The sequence below is a fragment of the Pseudonocardia abyssalis genome (assembly GCF_019263705.2).
GTDB classification, from domain to species: domain Bacteria; phylum Actinomycetota; class Actinomycetes; order Mycobacteriales; family Pseudonocardiaceae; genus Pseudonocardia; species Pseudonocardia abyssalis.
The window spans coordinates 2,299,137-2,316,514 of sequence record NZ_JADQDK010000001.1; the positions used below are offsets into that span (position 1 = coordinate 2,299,137).

Annotated in this window: 13 protein-coding genes and 1 pseudogene; 6 read left to right on the plus strand and 8 right to left on the minus strand. The window is 75.7% G+C overall.

Annotation, left to right across the window (positions count from 1 at the left end; translation table 11 throughout):
- Positions 1-10 precede the first annotated feature (10 nt).
- The 7 genes from I4I81_RS11015 to I4I81_RS11045 form a co-directional block, all read right to left on the minus strand.
- Positions 11-724, minus strand: coding sequence for an ABC transporter ATP-binding protein (locus tag I4I81_RS11015; protein WP_218605396.1), 714 nt, complete (start codon positions 722-724; stop codon positions 11-13).
- A complete protein-coding gene (locus I4I81_RS11020) occupies positions 721-1,875 on the minus strand; it encodes a branched-chain amino acid ABC transporter permease (protein WP_218605395.1) in 1,155 nt (384 codons plus the stop codon). The genes I4I81_RS11015 and I4I81_RS11020 overlap by 4 nt, the downstream gene beginning before the upstream one ends.
- On the minus strand, positions 1,872-2,753 hold the full coding sequence (locus I4I81_RS11025) for a branched-chain amino acid ABC transporter permease (RefSeq protein ID WP_218605394.1): 882 nt from the start codon (positions 2,751-2,753) through the stop codon (positions 1,872-1,874). Before I4I81_RS11025 ends, I4I81_RS11020 begins: the two co-directional genes overlap by 4 nt.
- Positions 2,754-2,792: 39 nt before the next feature.
- The gene (locus I4I81_RS11030; RefSeq protein WP_218616018.1) at positions 2,793-3,989 is read right to left on the minus strand and encodes an ABC transporter substrate-binding protein; all 1,197 of its coding nucleotides are present in this window, start codon (positions 3,987-3,989) and stop codon (positions 2,793-2,795) included.
- 276 nt (positions 3,990-4,265) lie between these two features.
- The gene (locus tag I4I81_RS11035; protein WP_218606305.1) at positions 4,266-5,222 is read right to left on the minus strand and encodes a TetR-type transcription factor C-terminal domain-containing protein; all 957 of its coding nucleotides are present in this window, start codon (positions 5,220-5,222) and stop codon (positions 4,266-4,268) included.
- Between the two features lie 145 nt (positions 5,223-5,367).
- Positions 5,368-8,619 (minus strand): acetyl-CoA carboxylase family protein, encoded by a 3,252-nt coding sequence (locus I4I81_RS11040; protein ID WP_225924539.1) that lies wholly within the window; start codon positions 8,617-8,619, stop codon positions 5,368-5,370.
- Entirely contained in the window at positions 8,616-9,275 is a 660-nt protein-coding gene (locus I4I81_RS11045) for a TetR/AcrR family transcriptional regulator (protein ID WP_218605412.1), read from the minus strand. Before I4I81_RS11045 ends, I4I81_RS11040 begins: the two co-directional genes overlap by 4 nt.
- 64 nt (positions 9,276-9,339) lie before the next feature.
- On the opposite strand from I4I81_RS11045, the gene I4I81_RS11050 reads away from it, so the two are divergent.
- From I4I81_RS11050 to I4I81_RS11070, 5 genes are all read left to right on the plus strand, one after another.
- Positions 9,340-10,899, plus strand: a complete 1,560-nt coding sequence (locus I4I81_RS11050; protein ID WP_218605411.1) for an acyl-CoA carboxylase subunit beta — start codon at positions 9,340-9,342, stop codon at positions 10,897-10,899.
- Positions 10,900-10,907: 8 nt separating this feature from the next.
- On the plus strand, positions 10,908-12,629 hold the full coding sequence (locus I4I81_RS11055; protein WP_218616019.1) for an acetyl/propionyl/methylcrotonyl-CoA carboxylase subunit alpha: 1,722 nt from the start codon (positions 10,908-10,910) through the stop codon (positions 12,627-12,629).
- Complete coding sequence (locus I4I81_RS11060) at positions 12,626-13,759, plus strand: CaiB/BaiF CoA transferase family protein (protein ID WP_218616020.1); 1,134 nt, start codon at positions 12,626-12,628, stop codon at positions 13,757-13,759. Before I4I81_RS11055 ends, I4I81_RS11060 begins: the two co-directional genes overlap by 4 nt.
- Positions 13,746-15,341, plus strand: a complete 1,596-nt coding sequence (locus tag I4I81_RS11065) for an AMP-binding protein (protein WP_218616021.1) — start codon at positions 13,746-13,748, stop codon at positions 15,339-15,341. The genes I4I81_RS11060 and I4I81_RS11065 overlap by 14 nt, the downstream gene beginning before the upstream one ends.
- A gap of 175 nt (positions 15,342-15,516) precedes the next feature.
- A complete protein-coding gene (locus I4I81_RS11070) occupies positions 15,517-15,891 on the plus strand; it encodes a MerR family transcriptional regulator (protein WP_218606228.1) in 375 nt (124 codons plus the stop codon).
- Positions 15,892-16,073: 182 nt separating this feature from the next.
- On the opposite strand, the pseudogene I4I81_RS31555 reads toward I4I81_RS11070, so the two are convergent.
- Positions 16,074-16,307, minus strand: a pseudogene (locus I4I81_RS31555) (SDR family NAD(P)-dependent oxidoreductase); the annotation flags it as partial.
- A 91-nt stretch (positions 16,308-16,398) separates the two neighbouring features.
- On the opposite strand from I4I81_RS31555, the gene I4I81_RS11080 reads away from it, so the two are divergent.
- Positions 16,399-17,325, plus strand: a complete 927-nt coding sequence (locus I4I81_RS11080; protein ID WP_218606227.1) for an NADP-dependent oxidoreductase — start codon at positions 16,399-16,401, stop codon at positions 17,323-17,325.
- Positions 17,326-17,378: the final 53 nt, after the last annotated feature.

The window sequence follows — 17,378 nt, forward strand, 5'->3', positions numbered from 1 at the left end:
CGCCCCGGCGTCAGGCATCGGAGGCCCTCCTTCCCAGGTACGCCCCGCGCACCCGTTCGTCGGCCTGGACGTCGGCCGGGCTGCCGTCGGCGATGACGACGCCGCTCTCCATCACCACGACCCGGTCGACCGTGCCCATGACGAAGCGCATGTTGTGGTCGACCAGCACCACCGCCACGCCCGCACCGCAGATCCGGCGGATCGCCGCCCCGAGGGAGTCGAGGTCGCGGCCGGTGAGCCCGGCGCCCGGCTCGTCGAGCAGCAGCACCTCGGGCGAGGTGGCGAGGGCGAGCGCGACGCCCAGCCTGCGGGCCTCGCCGAAGGCCAGCGACGCGGCGGGGACGTCCGCCCGGTGGGTCAGGTCGAGGGTGTCGAGGATCTGCTCCACGTCGACGGGGCGACGCGCGTGCCGGACGGGGACGAGCACGTTCTCCCGCACGGTGAACTCCCCGAACACCCGTGTGGCCTGGAAGGTCCGCGCCACCCCGGTGCGGGCCGCGGTGCCCAGCCGCCAGCGCCGCGGCGGGTCGCCCTTCCACAGCACGCGGCCCGAGGTGGGTGCGGCCATGCCGCTGAGCACGTTGATCAGCGTGGTCTTGCCCGCGCCGTTCGGGCCGATGAGCCCGACGGACTCCCCCGCCCGCACCGCGAGGGAGACGCCGCCCAGTGCGGTGAGTCCGCCGAAGCGGACCTCGACGGAGTCGACGGCCAGCAGGTCGCTCACTTCTCCTCCTCGCGCCCGCGCCGGGCCCCGGTGAGCGCCGCCGCGCCGGAGCGCAGCAGCCCGACCACCCCGCGCGGGGCGATCATCACGACGAACAGCAGCAGCAGCCCGTAGATGAGGACCGCGTAGCGCTCGGCGTCGCGCAGGTACTCCGGCAGCCCCACGACGATCACGGCCCCGATCACCGGGCCGGCCGCCGTGCCCAGCCCGCCGATGACGATCATCGCGACCGGCTCGAAGGACGCCTGCGCGAAGGTGAAGGACTCCGGGCTGACGAACCCGGTCCAGTGCGCGTAGAACACCCCGACCAGCGAGATGAGCACGCTGGAGACGACGAACACGATCTGCTTCTGCCGCACGACGTCGACCCCGACGGACGCCGCGAGCACGTCGTCCTCGCGGATGGCCTTCCAGGACTCCCCGGTGCGGCGGCGCATCAGCACCGACACCCCGAGCAGCAGCAGCGACAGGAAGGCGAGCATCGCGACCAGGTACTCGTCGGCCGTGCCGATCTCGATCGGCCCCAGCGTGAGCGGGCCGGGCAGGCCGCCCTCGGCCAGTGGGCCGCCGGTCGACATGCCCCCGGCCCCGCCGGTGACCGACGACCAGTTGATCAGCACGCCGTAGGCGACCAGCGAGATCCCCGCCGTGAGCAGGGCGAAGTGCAGGCCCCTGGCCCGGAAGATCACCAGGGCGACGAGCGTGGCGAGCACGGCGCTGACGGTGACGACCACGCCGATCGTCAGCAGCCCCGGCCAGCCCCAGAAGCCGGTGGCGCGGGCGCCGATGTAGGCGCCGAGGGCGAGGAACGCCCCGCTGGCCAGGCTGAGCTGCCCGGCGTAGCCGACCACGAGGTGCAGGCTCACCGCCACGCACGCCCAGATGCAGATCTCGGTGACCAGGTGGACGGTGGAGTTGCGCAGCTCGGGGGCCAGGAACCAGCCCGCGACCGGCACCGCGAAGGTCAGCAGCACGCGCGCCCACACCGGCAGGCCCCGCCGTGCGCGGCCCGGGCGCCGCGGCGCCGGGTCCGGCGGCGACGCCGCCTCGGGCACGGCGTCGCCGCGGCTGATCCCGCTGTCCGTGATCCCGCTGTCCGTGATCCCGCTGTCCGTGATCCCGCTGTCCGTGATCCCGCTGTCCGTGCTCACAGTCGCGCCCTCTCTGCCGACACCTGCCGTACGGCCCCTTCCGGTCGCCACACGAGGAACACGACCAGCGCGACGAACACGACGGCGAGCCGCAGGGCGTTGGAGAGGTAGCCCGCGGTGAGGGTCTCGATCACCGCCACCGCCAGACCGCCCGCCACCGCGGCGGACAGCCGCCCGCCGCCACCCATCACCACGAGCACGACGAACGCGACGAGCATCGGGTGGAAGCCCATGTACGGGTTCATCGGGCCGGCGGCCGCCAGGAGCCCGCCCGCGAGCCCGGCCAGGCCGGACCCGATGCCGAACGTGATCGTGCCGACGCGCCCGACCCGCACGCCCGCCAGCTCGGCGAGCGAGCGGTTCTGGGCCAGCGCCCTGAGCTGCTTGCCGAAGGCCGAGCGGTAGACCAGCCAGGCCATCGCGGCCGCCGCCACCAGCACGACCCCCACCACGACGAGCCGGTAGTTCGAGATGAGCACCGGCCCCAGCGCCGTGACGCCCTCCACGGGCGCCGGCACGGTGACCGGGTTCGTGCCCCACACCAGCGCGATCACCTGCTGGAGCACGATGCCCAGCGCCAGCGAGGCGATCAGCACGGGGAAGAGCCCGACGCCCTGGAAGCGGCGGAACACCGAACGCTCCAGTGCCATCCCGAGCAGGGCGGTGAGCACGATCGCCGCGGCCAGGGCCACCACGAACGGCAGCCCCAGCTGCACCGCGAACAGGTACTGCAGGTAGGCGCCCGCCGCGTACATCTCGCCGTGCGCGAAGTTCGGGATGTCGAGCACGCTGAAGATCAGGAACAGCCCCAGCGCCACGAGGACGTAGGCGCCCCCGAGCACCAGCGCGTTCGCGATCTGTTGCAGCAGGACGTCCACGTCGTCGCCTCTCCTCTGCGTCGGTCGGTCTCGGGTGGGTCAGGAGGTGCTGGTGGCCACGACCCAGCCGGTGCCCTGCTGCCACTGCACGACGAGCGCCTCCACGCCCACCTCGCGGTCGCGGAAGGCGCGTCCGTCGTCGAACGGGGTGTAGTCGTTGAGGGTCCGGCCCTCCAGCGCGGCGGCGGGCAGCTCGGTCAGCGCGGCCTGCAGCGCCTCCGGGGTGGCCTCCTCGGCCTCGCCCAGCGCGGTCAGCACGACCGTCGCGAGGTCCTGGGCCTGCGCGGTGAACGTGCCGGCCCGGTCGCCCGCGGACGCGGCCACCTCCTGGGCGAGCGGGTTCCCCTCGGCGAGGAACGTGTCGAGGCTGAACAGCGGCGCCGCCTGGTAGACGTCGGTGAGCAGGGAGGGGTCCGGCACCAGGCGCGCCACGTCGGCGTTGGTGAGTCCCGCGTTCCACATCACGGCCATGTCGCCGCCCAGCTCGCGGGTCTGCTGCAGCAGCAGCGCCGCCTCCGCGGGGTAGGCCCGCTGCAGGTAGAGGTCGGCTCCCCCGGCCACCACCTCGGTGATGGGGGCGCGGAAGTCGGTGTCGCCGGACTGGTACTGCTGGGTGGCGACGACCTCGCGGCCGAGGTCGGTGATGCCCTGCACGAGCCCGTCGGTGGCCGCGACCAGGCCGGTGTGGTTCTGGTCGGTGATCAGGGCGATGCGCTGGTACTCGGGGTGCTCGGCCAGCCAGGCCAGCGTCGCGTCGCTGTAGGCGCCGACCCGCGGCATGGTCCGGAAGACGTTGGGGAGCTGGGTGGGCCCGTCGACGGCGACCGGGATGGTCCACAGCGCCTCGGAGCGCGCCATCGTCGGCTGCACGGCCGACGCCGCGCCCGAGCAGATGGGGCCGAAGAAGAACTGGTAGTCCTCGTCGAGCGCGCTCTGGGCCGCGGCCTGCGACGGCTCGGGCTTGCACTGGTCGTCGAAGACGGTGAACTCGACCTGGTGCGCGACCCCGGCGATGTCGACGCCGCCCGCGGAGTTGACCCGGTCGACCGCGGCCTCCACACCGGCCACGAACGAGGCGCCGTAGGTGTCGGCGGTCGGGCCGGTCAGCGGCATGAGGCCGGCGATCCGGATGACGGATCCCTCCTCGGGGCCCGCCCCCCCGCCGCCTGCGCAGCCCGCCAGTGCCATGGCCGAGACGCCGAGTACCGCCGCGACGATGCGGTGCAACCTCTGCATCGGAAGTCCTTCACTCTCAGGGGGCTGCGGGATCCCACCACTCGCACCGGCAGCCCGTACCGGCCGAGCGCTCGCTCGTCTCGTGCCGAACAGAGTCCGGCCGGGCCTCCCGGCGCGATCCGCCGGTGCGACTCCGGTCGGCCCGCCCCCTACGGCGCCCGGTGACTGTTTAGCCTCAGTCACCCGAGCGATCGCTCGGACCAACGCCGGTATTACATCCGCCCCGCCGGGAGGTGTCAAGGGTCCGGGCGGCGACCGGGGGGTGGTCCGGCCGGATCAGGAGCGCGGACGCTCGTCGGCGCCGACGATCCCGAGGGCGAAGCCGGTGTAGGTCCGCGCGACCTCCTCGGCCGTGACCGGGCCGTCGGGGCGGAACCAGTTGGCCAGGCCCGTGCAGAGCATGATCACGGCGCGGCCGGCGTCGGCGGCCTGCGCGGTGCGCAGCTCCCCCGAGGCGACGCCCGCCGCGATCTCGGTGTCGAACAGCGACTGGATCCGCAGGCGCAGCGCGGTGATCCGCTCCCGGTTCTCCGGGGCGAGGTTGCGCCGCTCCGCCACCCCGATCCGCGCGAACTCCAGGCGGTGGGTGTTGAACAGCGCCATCGACTCGACGACCCTGGCGAACCGCTCGACCCCGCCCCCGCCGTCGTCGCGGGCGCGCACGGCCCGCTCGTAGGACTCGACGCCCGCGATGTCGAGCAGCGTCGCGAGCATCTCCTGCTTGCTGGGGTAGTGGTGGTAGAGCCCGGGCACCGACATGTCGGCCCCCGCGGCGATGTCGCGCATCGAGCAGCCGTGGTAGCCGCGCTCGGCGAACGCCGTGAGCGCCGAGCTCAGCACGGCGTCGAGCGCCAGCGGCGGGAAGACCCGCCAGTCGTCGCCGTTGCCGGCCAGCACGGCCCGCACCGTCTCCGCGCGCTGGCGCAGGTGGCGGGCGACCGGCTCGTCGGAGGTGGGGGGCGGCCCGGTGGCCGGGCCCCGGCGGGCCCCCGCCTCGGGCACGAGCGCCTGCACGGCGACGCCGAGGACCTCCGCGATGCGGGCCAGCCGCAGCGCGCTGACCGCGGTCTTCCCCGTCTCCACCTGGCTCAGCGTGGCCGGGCTGACCTCGAGCACGCCGGCGAGCGTGCGCAGGGACATGCCCCGGGCCAGCCGGGCTTCCCTGATCCGTCCGCCGATACCGAGGTCGGAGACCTCGACCCGGTCTCCCCGGGCCGCACCACCACGCGCCATCCGTTCACGATAGCTGAACACTCGACGATCTGATCACCGCGTCGAGCGTGTCGGTCGCGCCCGGGACCGCGCCGCGCCACCGGGCCCGCGCACTGGGGCTCCCGTCCCCGCACGGGCCCGTTCCGTGTTCAGTCGGCCCGAACGGTCACCCGGCCGCCCGCAGCGCTCCGACGAGCAGCGCGCGCGTGTCGGCGGGGTCGACCACGTCGTCGAGCTCGAACACGGTGGCGACGCTCAGAGCCCGGCCCCGCTCGTAGTAGTCGGCGACGAGCTCGTCGTAGCGCTCCTTCCGCTCCTCCGGGTCGGCGATGGCGTCGAGCTCCGCGCGGAACCCCAGCCGGACCGCACCCTCCAGCCCCATGCCGCCGAACTCCCCGGTCGGCCACGACACCGTGAGGACCGGGGCGTGCACGCTGCCGCCGCACATCGCCATCGCCCCCAGCCCGTAGGCCTTGCGCAGGACGACGGCGCAGACGGGCACGGTCAGCCGGGCCCCGGCCACGAACATCGCGCCGAACCGCCGCACGATCGCGGTGCGCTCGGCGTCCGGGCCGACCATGAAGCCGGGGGTGTCGCACAGCGACACCACGGCGAGCCCGCGGTCCTGGCACAGCTGCAGGAACCGCGTGGCCTTGTCGGCGGCGTCGCCGTCGATGGCCCCGCCCAGGTGGCGCGGGTCGTTGGCGAGCACCCCGACCGGGCGACCGTCGAGCCGGGCCAGCGCCGTGACCACCCCGGTCCCGAAACCGGCCCGCAGCTCCAGCACGCTGCCGGTGTCGAACAGCGTCTCCAGCACCGGGCGCACGTCGTAGCTGCGCAGCCGGTCCTCCGGCACGAGATGGCGCAGCAGGCGCTGGTCGGCAGCCCCTTCCGGAGCGACGGTCGCCGACCCCGTCACGTAGGACAGGTAGCGGCGCGCCGCGGCCATGGCCGCGGTGTCGTCGGGCACGAGCACGTCGACGACGCCGTTGGCGACCTGCACGTCCATCGGCCCGACGTCCCCGGGCGCGACCACCCCGAGCCCGCCGCCCTCGATCATCGCCGGACCGCCCATCCCGAGGCTGCTCCCCTCGGTGGCGATGATGACGTCGCAGCCGGCGGCCAGCGCCGCGTTGCCTGCGAAGCAGTACCCCGCCACCACGGCCACCGTCGGCACCCGCCCGGCCAGCCCGGCCGCGAGCCGGAACGTCGGCACGTCGAGCTGGGCCACGGCGGAGGTGTCGGTGTCGCCCGGCCGCCCGCCGCCGCCCTCGGCGAGGACCACCAGCGGCAGGCCGCGCTCGATGGCGAGGGTGAGCAGCCGGTCGGTCTTGCGATGGTTGTGGACGCCCTGGGTGCCGGCGAGCACGGTGTAGTCGTAGGCCAGGACCGCCACCGGGGCGCCGTGCACCGTGGCGGTACCGGTGACCAACCCGTCGGCGGGGGTGCGGGCGATCAGGTCGTCGACGTCGCGGCGGCGGCGCTGCGCGGCGATGGTCAGTGCGCCGTACTCGACGAGGCTGCCCGGGTCGACGAGGTCGGCCAGGTTCTCCCGGACGGTCCGGCGCCCGCCGCGGTGGCGGCGTTCCACGGCGGCGGGGCGGGCCGCATCGGCGACCGCGGCGTGCCGCGCGTGCACCTCGGCCAGGTCGGGGCGCACGTGCGCCGGGTCGGCGGCGGGACCGGTGACGGCGGCCGCGCCGTCCTCGTCACCCGAGTCGCGCAGCACGGCCAGTACGGCCCCCGCCTCGACGGCGTCGCCCACCGCGACCCGGATCTCCTCGACGCGCCCCGCCCGCGCGACGGGCACGGCGTGCTGCATCTTCATCGCCTCGAGCACCACCACCTCGGCCCCGGCGGGCAGGTCCGCGCCGACCTCGGCGGCGACGGCGACGACCACCCCCTGCTGGCGGGCGCGCAGTGCGGTGGCCCCGTCGGGCACGGGCGAGCCGGCGGCCGCGGACCCGGGCCCGGACCTTGCCGTGGGCGCCTCCGCGACCGGGTGCGCGCTGCGGGGGCGGGCCGCCGACAGCTCCGCCGCGTGGGCGTCGACGTGGCCGGTGTCGAGCACGCCGGGGTTCGCGAGGTCGTCGAGCAGCACCTGGAGCAGGCCGATCGTGGTCGGCACCCCGGACACGTCGAACTCCGCCAGCGCCCGCACCGCCCGCGCGGCGACGCGGGCCGGGTCGCCGCCGGGGTCGGTGACGACCACCTTGGCCAGCAGCGAGTCGTAGCGCGGCCCGACGGTGTAGCCGGGGTAGCCGTGGGTGTCGACGCGGACCCCGCGCCCCGACGGCGGCTGGAAGCGGGTCAGCACGCCGCCGTGCGCCTCGACCGTCCCGTCCGGGAGCAGGGTCTCGGTGTTCACGCGGGCCTGCACGGCGACGCCCCGCGACGGCGGCGGCTCCGCGAGCCCCAGGTCGGGCAGGGCCGCTCCCCCGGTGACCCGCAGCGCCAGCTCCACGAGGTCGAGCCCGGTGACCTCCTCGGTCACGGTGTGCTCCACCTGCAGGCGCGGGTTGACCTCGAGGAAGGCGAACCCGTCCGGGCCGGCCCCGTCCGCCTCGACCAGGAACTCCACGGTCGCGAGCCCCGCGTAGGGGACCGACCCGACGAGCGTGCGGGCGGCGGCGTGCAGGCGCTCGCGCAGGGCCGGGTCCAGCGCGGGCGCCGGGGCGATCTCCACGAGCTTCTGCCGGCGCCGCTGCAGGCTGCAGTCCCGGTCGCCCAGCACGACGGGGTCGCCGCGGCCGTCGCCGAGCACCTGCACCTCGACGTGCCGGGCGGGCGCCAGCAGCCGCTCGACGTAGAGCGCGCCGTCGCCGAAGGCCGCCTGCGCCTCCGCGGCGCACCGGCGCAGCACCTCGGGCAGGTCCCCGGCCCGGGTCACCGGCCGGGTGCCGCGGCCGCCCCCTCCGGCGACGGCCTTGACCATCACGGCGCCGCCGGGGCCCAGCGAGGCGAGGAACGCGCGGGCGGCGTCGAGGTCGGTGGGGGCCGCGGTGCCGTCCAGGACCGGCACGCCGAGCTCGCGGGCACGGGTCCGCGCGGCCGTCTTGTCACCGAACAGCTCCAGCGCCTCCGCCGACGGGCCGACGAAGCGCACGCCGGCCCCGGCGCACCGGCGGGCCAGGGCGGGGTTCTCGGACAGGAAGCCGTAGCCGGGGTGCAGGGCGTCGCAGCCGGTGCGCACCGCCGCGTCCACCACGGCGTCGACGTCGAGGTAGGCGGCCGGTCCCGCGCCGGGCAGCAGGACCGCCTCGTCGGCGCGGGCGACGTGGGCGCAGGCCGCGTCGTCGGCCGGGTGCACGGCGACCGTGCGGATCCCCAGCGCGGCCGCCGTCGCCAGCACCCGCACGGCGATCTCCCCGCGGTTGGCCACCAGCAGCGCGCGCACCGCGGTCCCGTCGTCGTTCATGCCTCTCCCCGTTCCTGCTCGTGCCCTGCTCCGGTCGGCGGCAGCCCGACGAGCCGCAGGTAGACCTCCACCAGGTCGCGCCCCAGCTCGTCGAGGCGGGCCGGGTCGTCGGCCGCCTGCGCGGCGAGGTGCACCAGCGCCGCCGCGACGACCTCGGCCACCGTGCGCGCCGACGCCGCGGGGCGCGCCCCGTGCTCGGCGCACAGGAACCCGATGAACTCCGCGTTGACCCGCGACGGGGCGTTCTGGACCTCGCGCCACAGCTCGGCGACGCCCGGATCGGTGAGCGCCTGGTGCTGCATCACCGTGATGAACCGGTTCTTGCGCGCGTACACCGCCAGCGCCGCCCGGATCGACGTCCCGATCACCACGCGCGGGTCGGTCGACCCCCGGCCCGCGACCCGCTGCACCGCGGTGATCTCGTCGCGGACCCGCTCGGCCAGTGCGCGGAAGACCTCCTCGCGGGAGGAGAAGTAGACGTAGAACGTGGCGCGCGAGGTGCCGGCCCGCTGGGCGATCGCGGCGATGGGCGACTGCTTGTAGCCCTGCTCGGCGAACAGGTCCTCCGCGGCGTCGAGGAGCGCGGCCCGGGTGGCGCTGTCGGTGCGGTCGCGGGCCGTGCGCGTGCTCCACGGCTGTCGGCCCGGTCGTCCCATGTCGCCATCCTCCTGCACCCCGTCGGCATTGAGTTCACCCGTCGTTGACACTACTGTCAACGCCATGGCGGGTGACGGCTCGGTACAGGATCGGATCGACGAGCTGCGCAGGCGGCGCGGGTCGGTGAGCGACGCGGGGCGCCCCGACGCGATCGCCCGCCAGCACGGGCGGGGCAAGCTCTCGGCGCGCGAACGGATCACCCGACTGGTCGACGAGGGGGGCTTCCGCGAGTTCGGCGGGCTCGCCGACGCCGCCCGCGGCACCCCAGGCGACGAGCACCTCGTCGCCCCGGCCGACGGCGTCGTCACCGGGATCGGCACGATCGACGGGCGCCCCGCCGTCGTCATGTCCTTCGACTTCACGGTCTTCGGCGGCAGCAACGGCACCACCGGCGGGCTGAAGGTGGCGCGCTGCTGCGAGCGCGCGCTGCACGACGGGCTGCCCCTGGTGATGCTGCTCGACGGCGGCGGGCACCGGATCCAGGAGGGCCTCGACAGCCACCACTTCGCGCACGGCTTCACGGTGTTCCAGCAGATGGTGGACCTGTCGGGATACGTGCCCGTCGTCGCCGCGATGCTGGGGCCGGGGTTCGCCGGGCCGTCCAACTTCGCCGCGCTCGCCGACTTCGTCGTGATGGTCCGCGGGCTGGCCACGATGGGGATCGCCGGGCCCGCGCTCGTGCGCGCCGCCACCGGCGAGCAGATCTCGCAGGAGGACCTGGGCGGCGCCGACGTGCAGGCCCGGCTCGGGGTCGCCGACCTGGCCGTCGACTCCGAGGACGAGGCGCTCGACGCCGTGCGGGTGTTCCTCGGCTACCTCCCCGCGAGCACCGACGGCGTCCCGCCGCACGACGCGGCCCGCGAGCCCGCGGGCCGCGACCCGGCCGGGGTCGTGCCCGCCGACACCGGCGTCGCCTACGACGTGCGCGACGTCGTCGACGGGCTCGCCGACGCGGGCAGCGTCTTCGAGGTCAAGCCCGACCACGCCCCGAACGTCGTCACCGCGCTCGTCCGGATCGGCGGCGCCCCGGTGGGCGTGGTGGCCAACCAGCCGCAGCACCTCGGCGGCGCGCTCGACAGCCCGGCGTGCGAGAAGTCCGCGCACTTCGTGTCGGTCTGCGACGCGTTCGGCGTGCCGCTGCTGTTCCTCATCGACGTGCCGGGGTTCCTGGTCGGCAGCGAGTCCAGCCGCACCCAGCTCGCCCGGCGCAGCGGGCGGCTGCTCTTCGAGCTCGGGCAGGCGACCGTGCCGCGGTTCAGCGTCGTGCTCCGCAAGGGCTACGGCGCGGGGTACATCGCGATGTGCGGGGGGCGCAGCTTCGGCGCCGACCTCGCGCTGGCCTGGCCCACCGCGGAGATCTGCGCGATGTCGGTGGAGGGCGCGGTCGACATCGCCTACCGCGGGGCGGTCGAGGCGGCACCGGACCCGGCCGCCCACCGCGCCGGGCTGATCGCGGGCTTCCGCGCCCAGGTCGACCCGTTCCTGGCCGCGCAGGGCTTCGGCATCGACGACGTGGTCGAGCCGGCCGAGACCCGCCCCGCCCTGATCGACGCCCTGTCCCGCGCGCCGCGGCGCCGCCGGTCGGCGGCGCCGGCCAAGCGCCACGGCGTCTCCCCCGTCTGAGGAGCGCGATGCTGACCAAGGTGCTCGTCGCCAACCGCGGGGAGATCGCGGTGCGGATCGTCCGCGCGTGCGCGGAGCTGGGGATCGCCTCGGTGGCCGTGCACTCCGACGCCGACGCCGGGGCCCTGCACGCGCGGCTCGCCGACGAGGCCGTGGCGCTGCCGGGTCGCACGGCCGCCGCGACCTACCTGGACGCCGACGTGCTGCTCGCGGCCGCCCGGGCGACCGGGGCCGACGCGGTGCACCCCGGCTACGGCTTCCTGGCCGAGGACGCGGGGTTCGCGGCGGCCGTCGAGGACGCCGGCCTGACCTACGTCGGGCCGCCCGCGGGCGCGGTGGCCGCGATGGGCGACAAGGTCTCCGCCCGGGCGCTGGCCGTGGCGGCCGGGGTGCCGGTGCTGCCCGGCGTGGAGGGCAACCTCGACGCGGGGCAGGTGCGTGCACTCGGCGACGCGCACGGCTGGCCGGTCGTGGTGAAGGCCGCGCACGGCGGCGGCGGGCGCGGCATGCGCGTGGTCGCCGGGCCGGGGGACGTGGAGGCGGCGCTCGCCGCGGCGCGGTCCGAGGCAAGGGCCGCCTTCGGCGACGGCACCGTCTACGCCGAGCGGTACCTGACCCGCCCGCGGCACGTCGAGGTCCAGGTGCTGGCCGACCACCACGGCGGCGTCGTGTGGCTCGGCGACCGCGACTGCTCGGTGCAGCGCCGCCACCAGAAGCTCGTGGAGGAGGCCCCGGCGCCCGGGCTCGACGCGGAGCTGCGCACGGCCATGGGCGAGGCCGCGGTGGCGCTGGCCCGCGGCGTCGGCTACCGCGGCGCGGGCACGGTGGAGTTCCTCGTCGACGACGGGCGGTTCCACTTCCTGGAGTTCAACACCCGCATCCAGGTGGAGCACCCGGTCACCGAGGCGGTGCTCGGCATCGACCTGGTCCGCGAGCAGCTGCTCGTCGCCGGGGGTGCGCCGCTGTCGGTGCCGGTCTCCGGGCCGGCGCCGCGCGGCCACGCCGTGGAGTGCCGGATCAACGCCGAGGACCCGGCCCGCGGCTTCCTGCCCGCCGCCGGCACGCTGCGCGCGCTGCACGTGCCGTGGCTGCCGGGCGTGCGGCTCGACACCGGCTACGAGCCCGGCGACGCCGTGCCGCCGGACTACGACGGGCTCGTCGCCAAGCTCGTCGTCTGGGGCCCCACCCGCGACGCGGCGCTGCACCGGGCCCGCGCCGCGCTGGCGGGCACCGTCGTCGACGGCGTGCCCAGCACCGTCCCCGCGGCCGCGGCCGTGCTGGCCCACCCCGACTTCGCCGCGGGCGGTGTCCCCACCGGGTGGTTCGAGCAGGTCGTGGTGCCGAGCCTGGCCGTGACCCCGGCCCCGACGGACGCCCCGGCCGACGGCGCCTGGATCGGCGGGCGCTTCAACCGCATCCCCGCCCCACCCGCCACCGCATCCCCCGTCCGCCGGGCCGCGCGCCCGGCGCCCACGCGGCGGACGGACCGGGGGGCGGCGGCCGACCTCCGCGTCATCAGCCCGATGCAGGGCACGGTCGTGGCCGTCGAGGCCGCGGTCGGCGACACGGTCGAGGCCGGAGCCGTGCTCGTGCGCGTGGAGGCGATGAAGATGGAGAACCCCGTGCGGGCGACGGTCGCCGGGACCGTCGAGGCGGTCTGCGTGGCGGTCGGGCAGGTCGTGGGCGCCGGGGAACCGCTGGTCGTCCTCACGGCGGGGGGTGCCGCGTGACCGCGGGGCCGCTGGACGGGATCCGGGTGCTGGAGCTGGGCGGCATCGGCCCGGGGCCGCATGCCGCGATGCTGCTGGCCGACCTCGGCGCCGACGTCGTGCGCGTCGAGCGGCACTCCGGCGGGCTCGACCTGTACCCCGACGGCCACCACGACCAGCTCCTGCGCGGGCGGCGCAGCGTCGCCGCCGACCTCAAGGACCCGGACGACCGCGCGCGGGTCCGGGCGCTGGCCGACCGGGCCGACGTGCTCGTCGAGGGTTTCCGTCCCGGCGTCGCGGAGCGGCTGGGGCTGGGGCCGCAGGAGTGCCGGTCCACCAACCCCGGGCTGGTCTACGCCCGGATGACCGGGTGGGGCCAGGACGGCCCGCTGGCCGCCGCGGCGGGCCACGACATCAACTACCTCGCGCTCACCGGCGTCCTGCACGCCCTCGGCCCGGCCGACCGGCCCCCGCCCCCGCCGCTCAACCTCGTCGGCGACTTCGGCGGCGGCTCGACCTACCTCGTCATCGGCGTCCTCGCCGCGCTGTGCGAGCGCGCGCGCAGCGGGCTCGGCCAGACCGTCGACGCCGCGATCGTCGACGGCGTGACGTCGCTGGCCCAGGGCCTGTGGTCGCTGCGCGGGGCCGGTGGCTGGAGCGACGACCGCGAGTCCAACCTGCTCGACGGCGCCGCCCCGTTCTACGGCACCTACACCTGCGCCGACGGCCGGTACGTCGCCGTCGGGGCGATCGAGCCGCAGTTCTACGCGGCACTGCTGCGCGGGCTCGGCCTCGACGGCGGGGCGCTGCCCGCCCAGCACGACCGCGCGGCGTGGCCCGTGCTGCGCGCCCGCATCGGCGGGGTGTTCGCCACCCGGCCGCGCGACGCGTGGGTCGACCGGTTCACCGGCACCGACGCCTGCGTCACCCCCGTCCTGACCTTCGCCGAGGCGACGCGCCACCCGCACCTCGTGGCCCGCGCGGCGCACCTCGACCTCGACGGCGTCGTCCAGGCGGCTCCCGCACCGCGGTTCTCCCGCAGCGTCCCCGCCGCGCCGGCGCCCCCACCGCGCTCGGCGGCACCCGCCGACGCCGTCGACTGGACCGACCCACACCTGGACCGAGAGGACCGCAGCGATGCCGCCCGCTGACCCCACCCTGCCCGTGCTGCTGGCCCGCCGGGCCGCCGAACGCCCGACCGCGCCGTTCGTCGTCGAGACCGCCACCGGCGCCGTCTGGACCTACGCCGACGCCCACGCCGACGCCGACCGGTGGGCGGGCGCGCTCGCCAGGGCCGGGCTGTCGGCGGGCGACACGGCGCTGGTGATGCTCCCGCCGTGCACCGAGGCCGTCGCGGCCTGGCTGGGGCTGTCCCGGCTGCGGGCGATGGAGGTGCCGATCAACACCGGCTACGTCGGGCGGCTCCTGCGCTACGTCGTGGAGGACTCCGGCGCCGCGGTGATGGTCGCCCACGCCGACCACCTCGCCGCGCTGGAGGAGGCCGCGGCCGGCACGGCCGTGCTGCGGACGATCGTCGTGGTCGGGGCGCGGGGACCGCTGCCGTCCTCGGCGTTCGAGCTGGTGACCGCGGCCGACTTCCTCGACGGCGCCACCGCACCCGCCGACCTCGCGCCCCCGGCCGGGCGCGACATCGCCTCGATCATCTACACCTCGGGTACGACCGGCCCGTCGAAGGGCGTGCTGGTGACGTGGCGCCAGGCCGAGCTCACCGCGACCGGGATCATGCCCACCGAGCTGTTCGACGAGACCGACGCGTTCTACTCCCCGTTCCCGATGTTCCACATGAGCGGCAAGGGCCCGCTCTACGCCGCGGCGCTGCTCGGGGCGCGGGTGGTGATGCGGCCGCGGTTCGACACCGCCCGCTTCTGGAGCGACGTCCGCGAGTACCGGGCCACGACGACGATCCTGCTCGGTGCGATGGCGAACTTCCTCCACCAGCAGCCCGCCCACCCCGACGACGCCACGACCCCCCTGCGCGACGCGCTGCTGCTCCCCCTCGTCGGCGACGTCGACGGGTTCCGGGAGCGGTTCGGGCTGCGGGTCCGCACGACGTTCAACATGACCGAGACCGCCTGCTGCATCCTCAGCGACGGCGGCGACCTGGCGGACGACACCAGCTGCGGCCGCGTCCGCCCCGGCTTCCAGGCCCGCGTGGTCGACGCCGACGACGTGGAGGTCGGACCGGGCGAGCTCGGGGAGCTGGTCCTGCGCGGCGACGAACCGTGGACCCTGATGGCCGGGTACTGGGGCAAGCCCGAGGCCACCGTCGCCGCCTGGCGCAACCAGTGGCTGCACACCGGTGACGGCTTCACCCGCGACGCCGACGGCAACTTCTACTTCGTCGACCGGATCAAGGACGCGATCCGCCGCCGCGGTGAGAACATCTCCTCCGCCGAGCTGGAGGAGGAGGTCAACGCCCACCCCGACGTCGTGGAGAGCGCCGCCGTCGCCGTGCCGTCGGAGTACGGCGAGGACGAGATCAAGCTCGTCGTCGTGCCCCGCCCCGGCACCCGCCCCACCCCTGAGGAGCTGGTGGCGTTCCTGTCCGACCGGGTCGCCCGGTTCATGGTGCCGCGCTACGTCGAGATCGTCGACGAGCTGCCCAAGACCCCGACGCAGAAGGTCCGCAAGGTGGAGCTGCGCGCGGCCGGGGTCGGTCCGGGGACGTGGGACCGCATGGCGACATCGACGCCACGACGGCAGCCCGGCTGACCGACCGTCCACATCGTCCGGGCCGGTCCTGCAACGCCCACCTCGTCGTCGGCACGGTGTCGGATCGCCTGGGACCAGGGCGCTACCGTGGAAGCCCACATCACTGTGAGATGCCAGACTGTGAGATCCAGACTGTGAGATGCCAGAAGGCGTGACCGACGTCAGGGGGCGGGTCGTGCGGATCGGTGAGTTGTCCACCCGCACCGGGGCGAGTGCCCGGTCGCTGCGGTACTACGAGGAGCAGGGGCTGCTCGCCAGCGTCCGCAGCACCGGCGCCCAGCGGCACTACCGGGACGCCGACGTCGAGCGGGTCCGGCTGCTCCGGCGGCTCTTCGACGCCGGGCTGTCGAGCCGGACGATCGCCGCCGTGCTGCCGTGCGTGGACGTGCCGAGCGAGCACACCAGCGACGATGCCCACGAGCGGCTGGTCGAGGAACGCGACCGGCTCGACGCCCACATCGTCGACCTCACGCGCACCCGCGAGTCCCTCGACGCGCTGATCGAGACGAACCGGCGGACGCGACCGGGATCTCCGCAGCACCGGGCCTGAGGCTGCAGGGCGCGCATCAGGCGCTCCGGGACGCGGTGCCGACGAGGGCCGGGTCGGCGGGGTGAACACGGGCGGCACGGCGGCGGCACGGCGGCGGCACGGCGGCGGCATGGCGGCGATGCCGTGCACAGCAGGCCCCGCACGTTCACGTCCAGCGTCCGCTCCCACTCCTCGACCAGCCCGGCATCCAGCCCGGACAGGGGCATCACGCCCGCGTTGTTGACCAGGACCTCGACCCGCCCGTGGCGCTCCCGGGCCCCGTCGACGAAGGCCTGCACGTCGGCGCCGTCGGTCACGTCGAGCCGGGCACCGACAGCATCGCGGGCCTGCGCCTGCTGGGCTCCCTCGCCGCCACCCGGCGTCCGCGCTGGCGAGGACCGGCGCCGCCGATCCGACCGGGGTGTTCCGTGCGTCACATCGACTGGAACCTGACACCGATGTCAGGAATTAGCGTGGCGCCGTCCTCGGACCGAGCGTCGGGCGAGGAGTGGGAGAAGGGAACCCGCCATGAGCGCCGTCCTGGGGTACCGGAGCTTCGGTGCCGCCGACGTCCAGGAGTTCTTCGACCGGCCCGACCCGTCGCCCGGGCCCGCCGAGGTCCTCGTCCGCGTCGCGGCCGCGGGGGTCAATCCGCTCGATCACCTGCTCCGTTCCGGACACGTCCGCGAGCTGAACGGCCACGTGCCCTTCCCCCAGGTGCTGGGGATGGAGGCGGCCGGCACCGTCCTGGCCGTCGGCGACGAGGTCACCGGCCTGGCCGTCGGCGACCGGGTCACCGGGTTCGCCCTGACCGGTGCGGGCACCTACGCGGGTACGACCCTGCTGCTCGCCGCGTCCACGGCCCGGATCCCCGACGCGCTGCCGGAGACGTGGGCCGCGACCATCCCCGTCTCCGGCACCACCGCGCTGGACGTCCTCGACCAGCTCGCGCCGCCCGACGGCGCGGCGCTGCTGGTGAACGGCATCGGCGGCGGCGTCGGGTCGGCCGTGGCCCGGATGGCGCGGGACCGCGGCCTGGTCGTGGTCGGCACCGGCAGCGCCGCCAAGCGGGACCGCGCGACGGCCGTCGGGGCGATCTTCGTCGACTATGCCGCCGCGGATCTCATGGACCGGCTGCGGACGTACGCTCCGGACGGTTTCGCCGCCGTGGTCGACACGGTCGGGGGCACCTCCCTGCGCACCGTCGCCCCGCTGGCGACGACGCCGGACGCGCTCGTCTCCGTCGGGGACCCGTCGGTGACCGAGCTCGGCGGCGCGTTCGTCCGCCGCCGGCTCGACCGGAGCGGCCTCGAGCGCGTCGCCGACCTGATGGTCACCGGACGGCTCGACCCGGCCGTCACGGCGACCTACCCGCTCGCTCGGGCGGGGGAGGCACTGGCACTCGTCGAGTCCGGTCACGCGCCCGGCAAGCTCGTCATCGACATGGCGCTCTGAGGTCGCGCCGCCCGGACGATGACGGTCCCGCCCGTCCGGGCGCCCAGCAGACC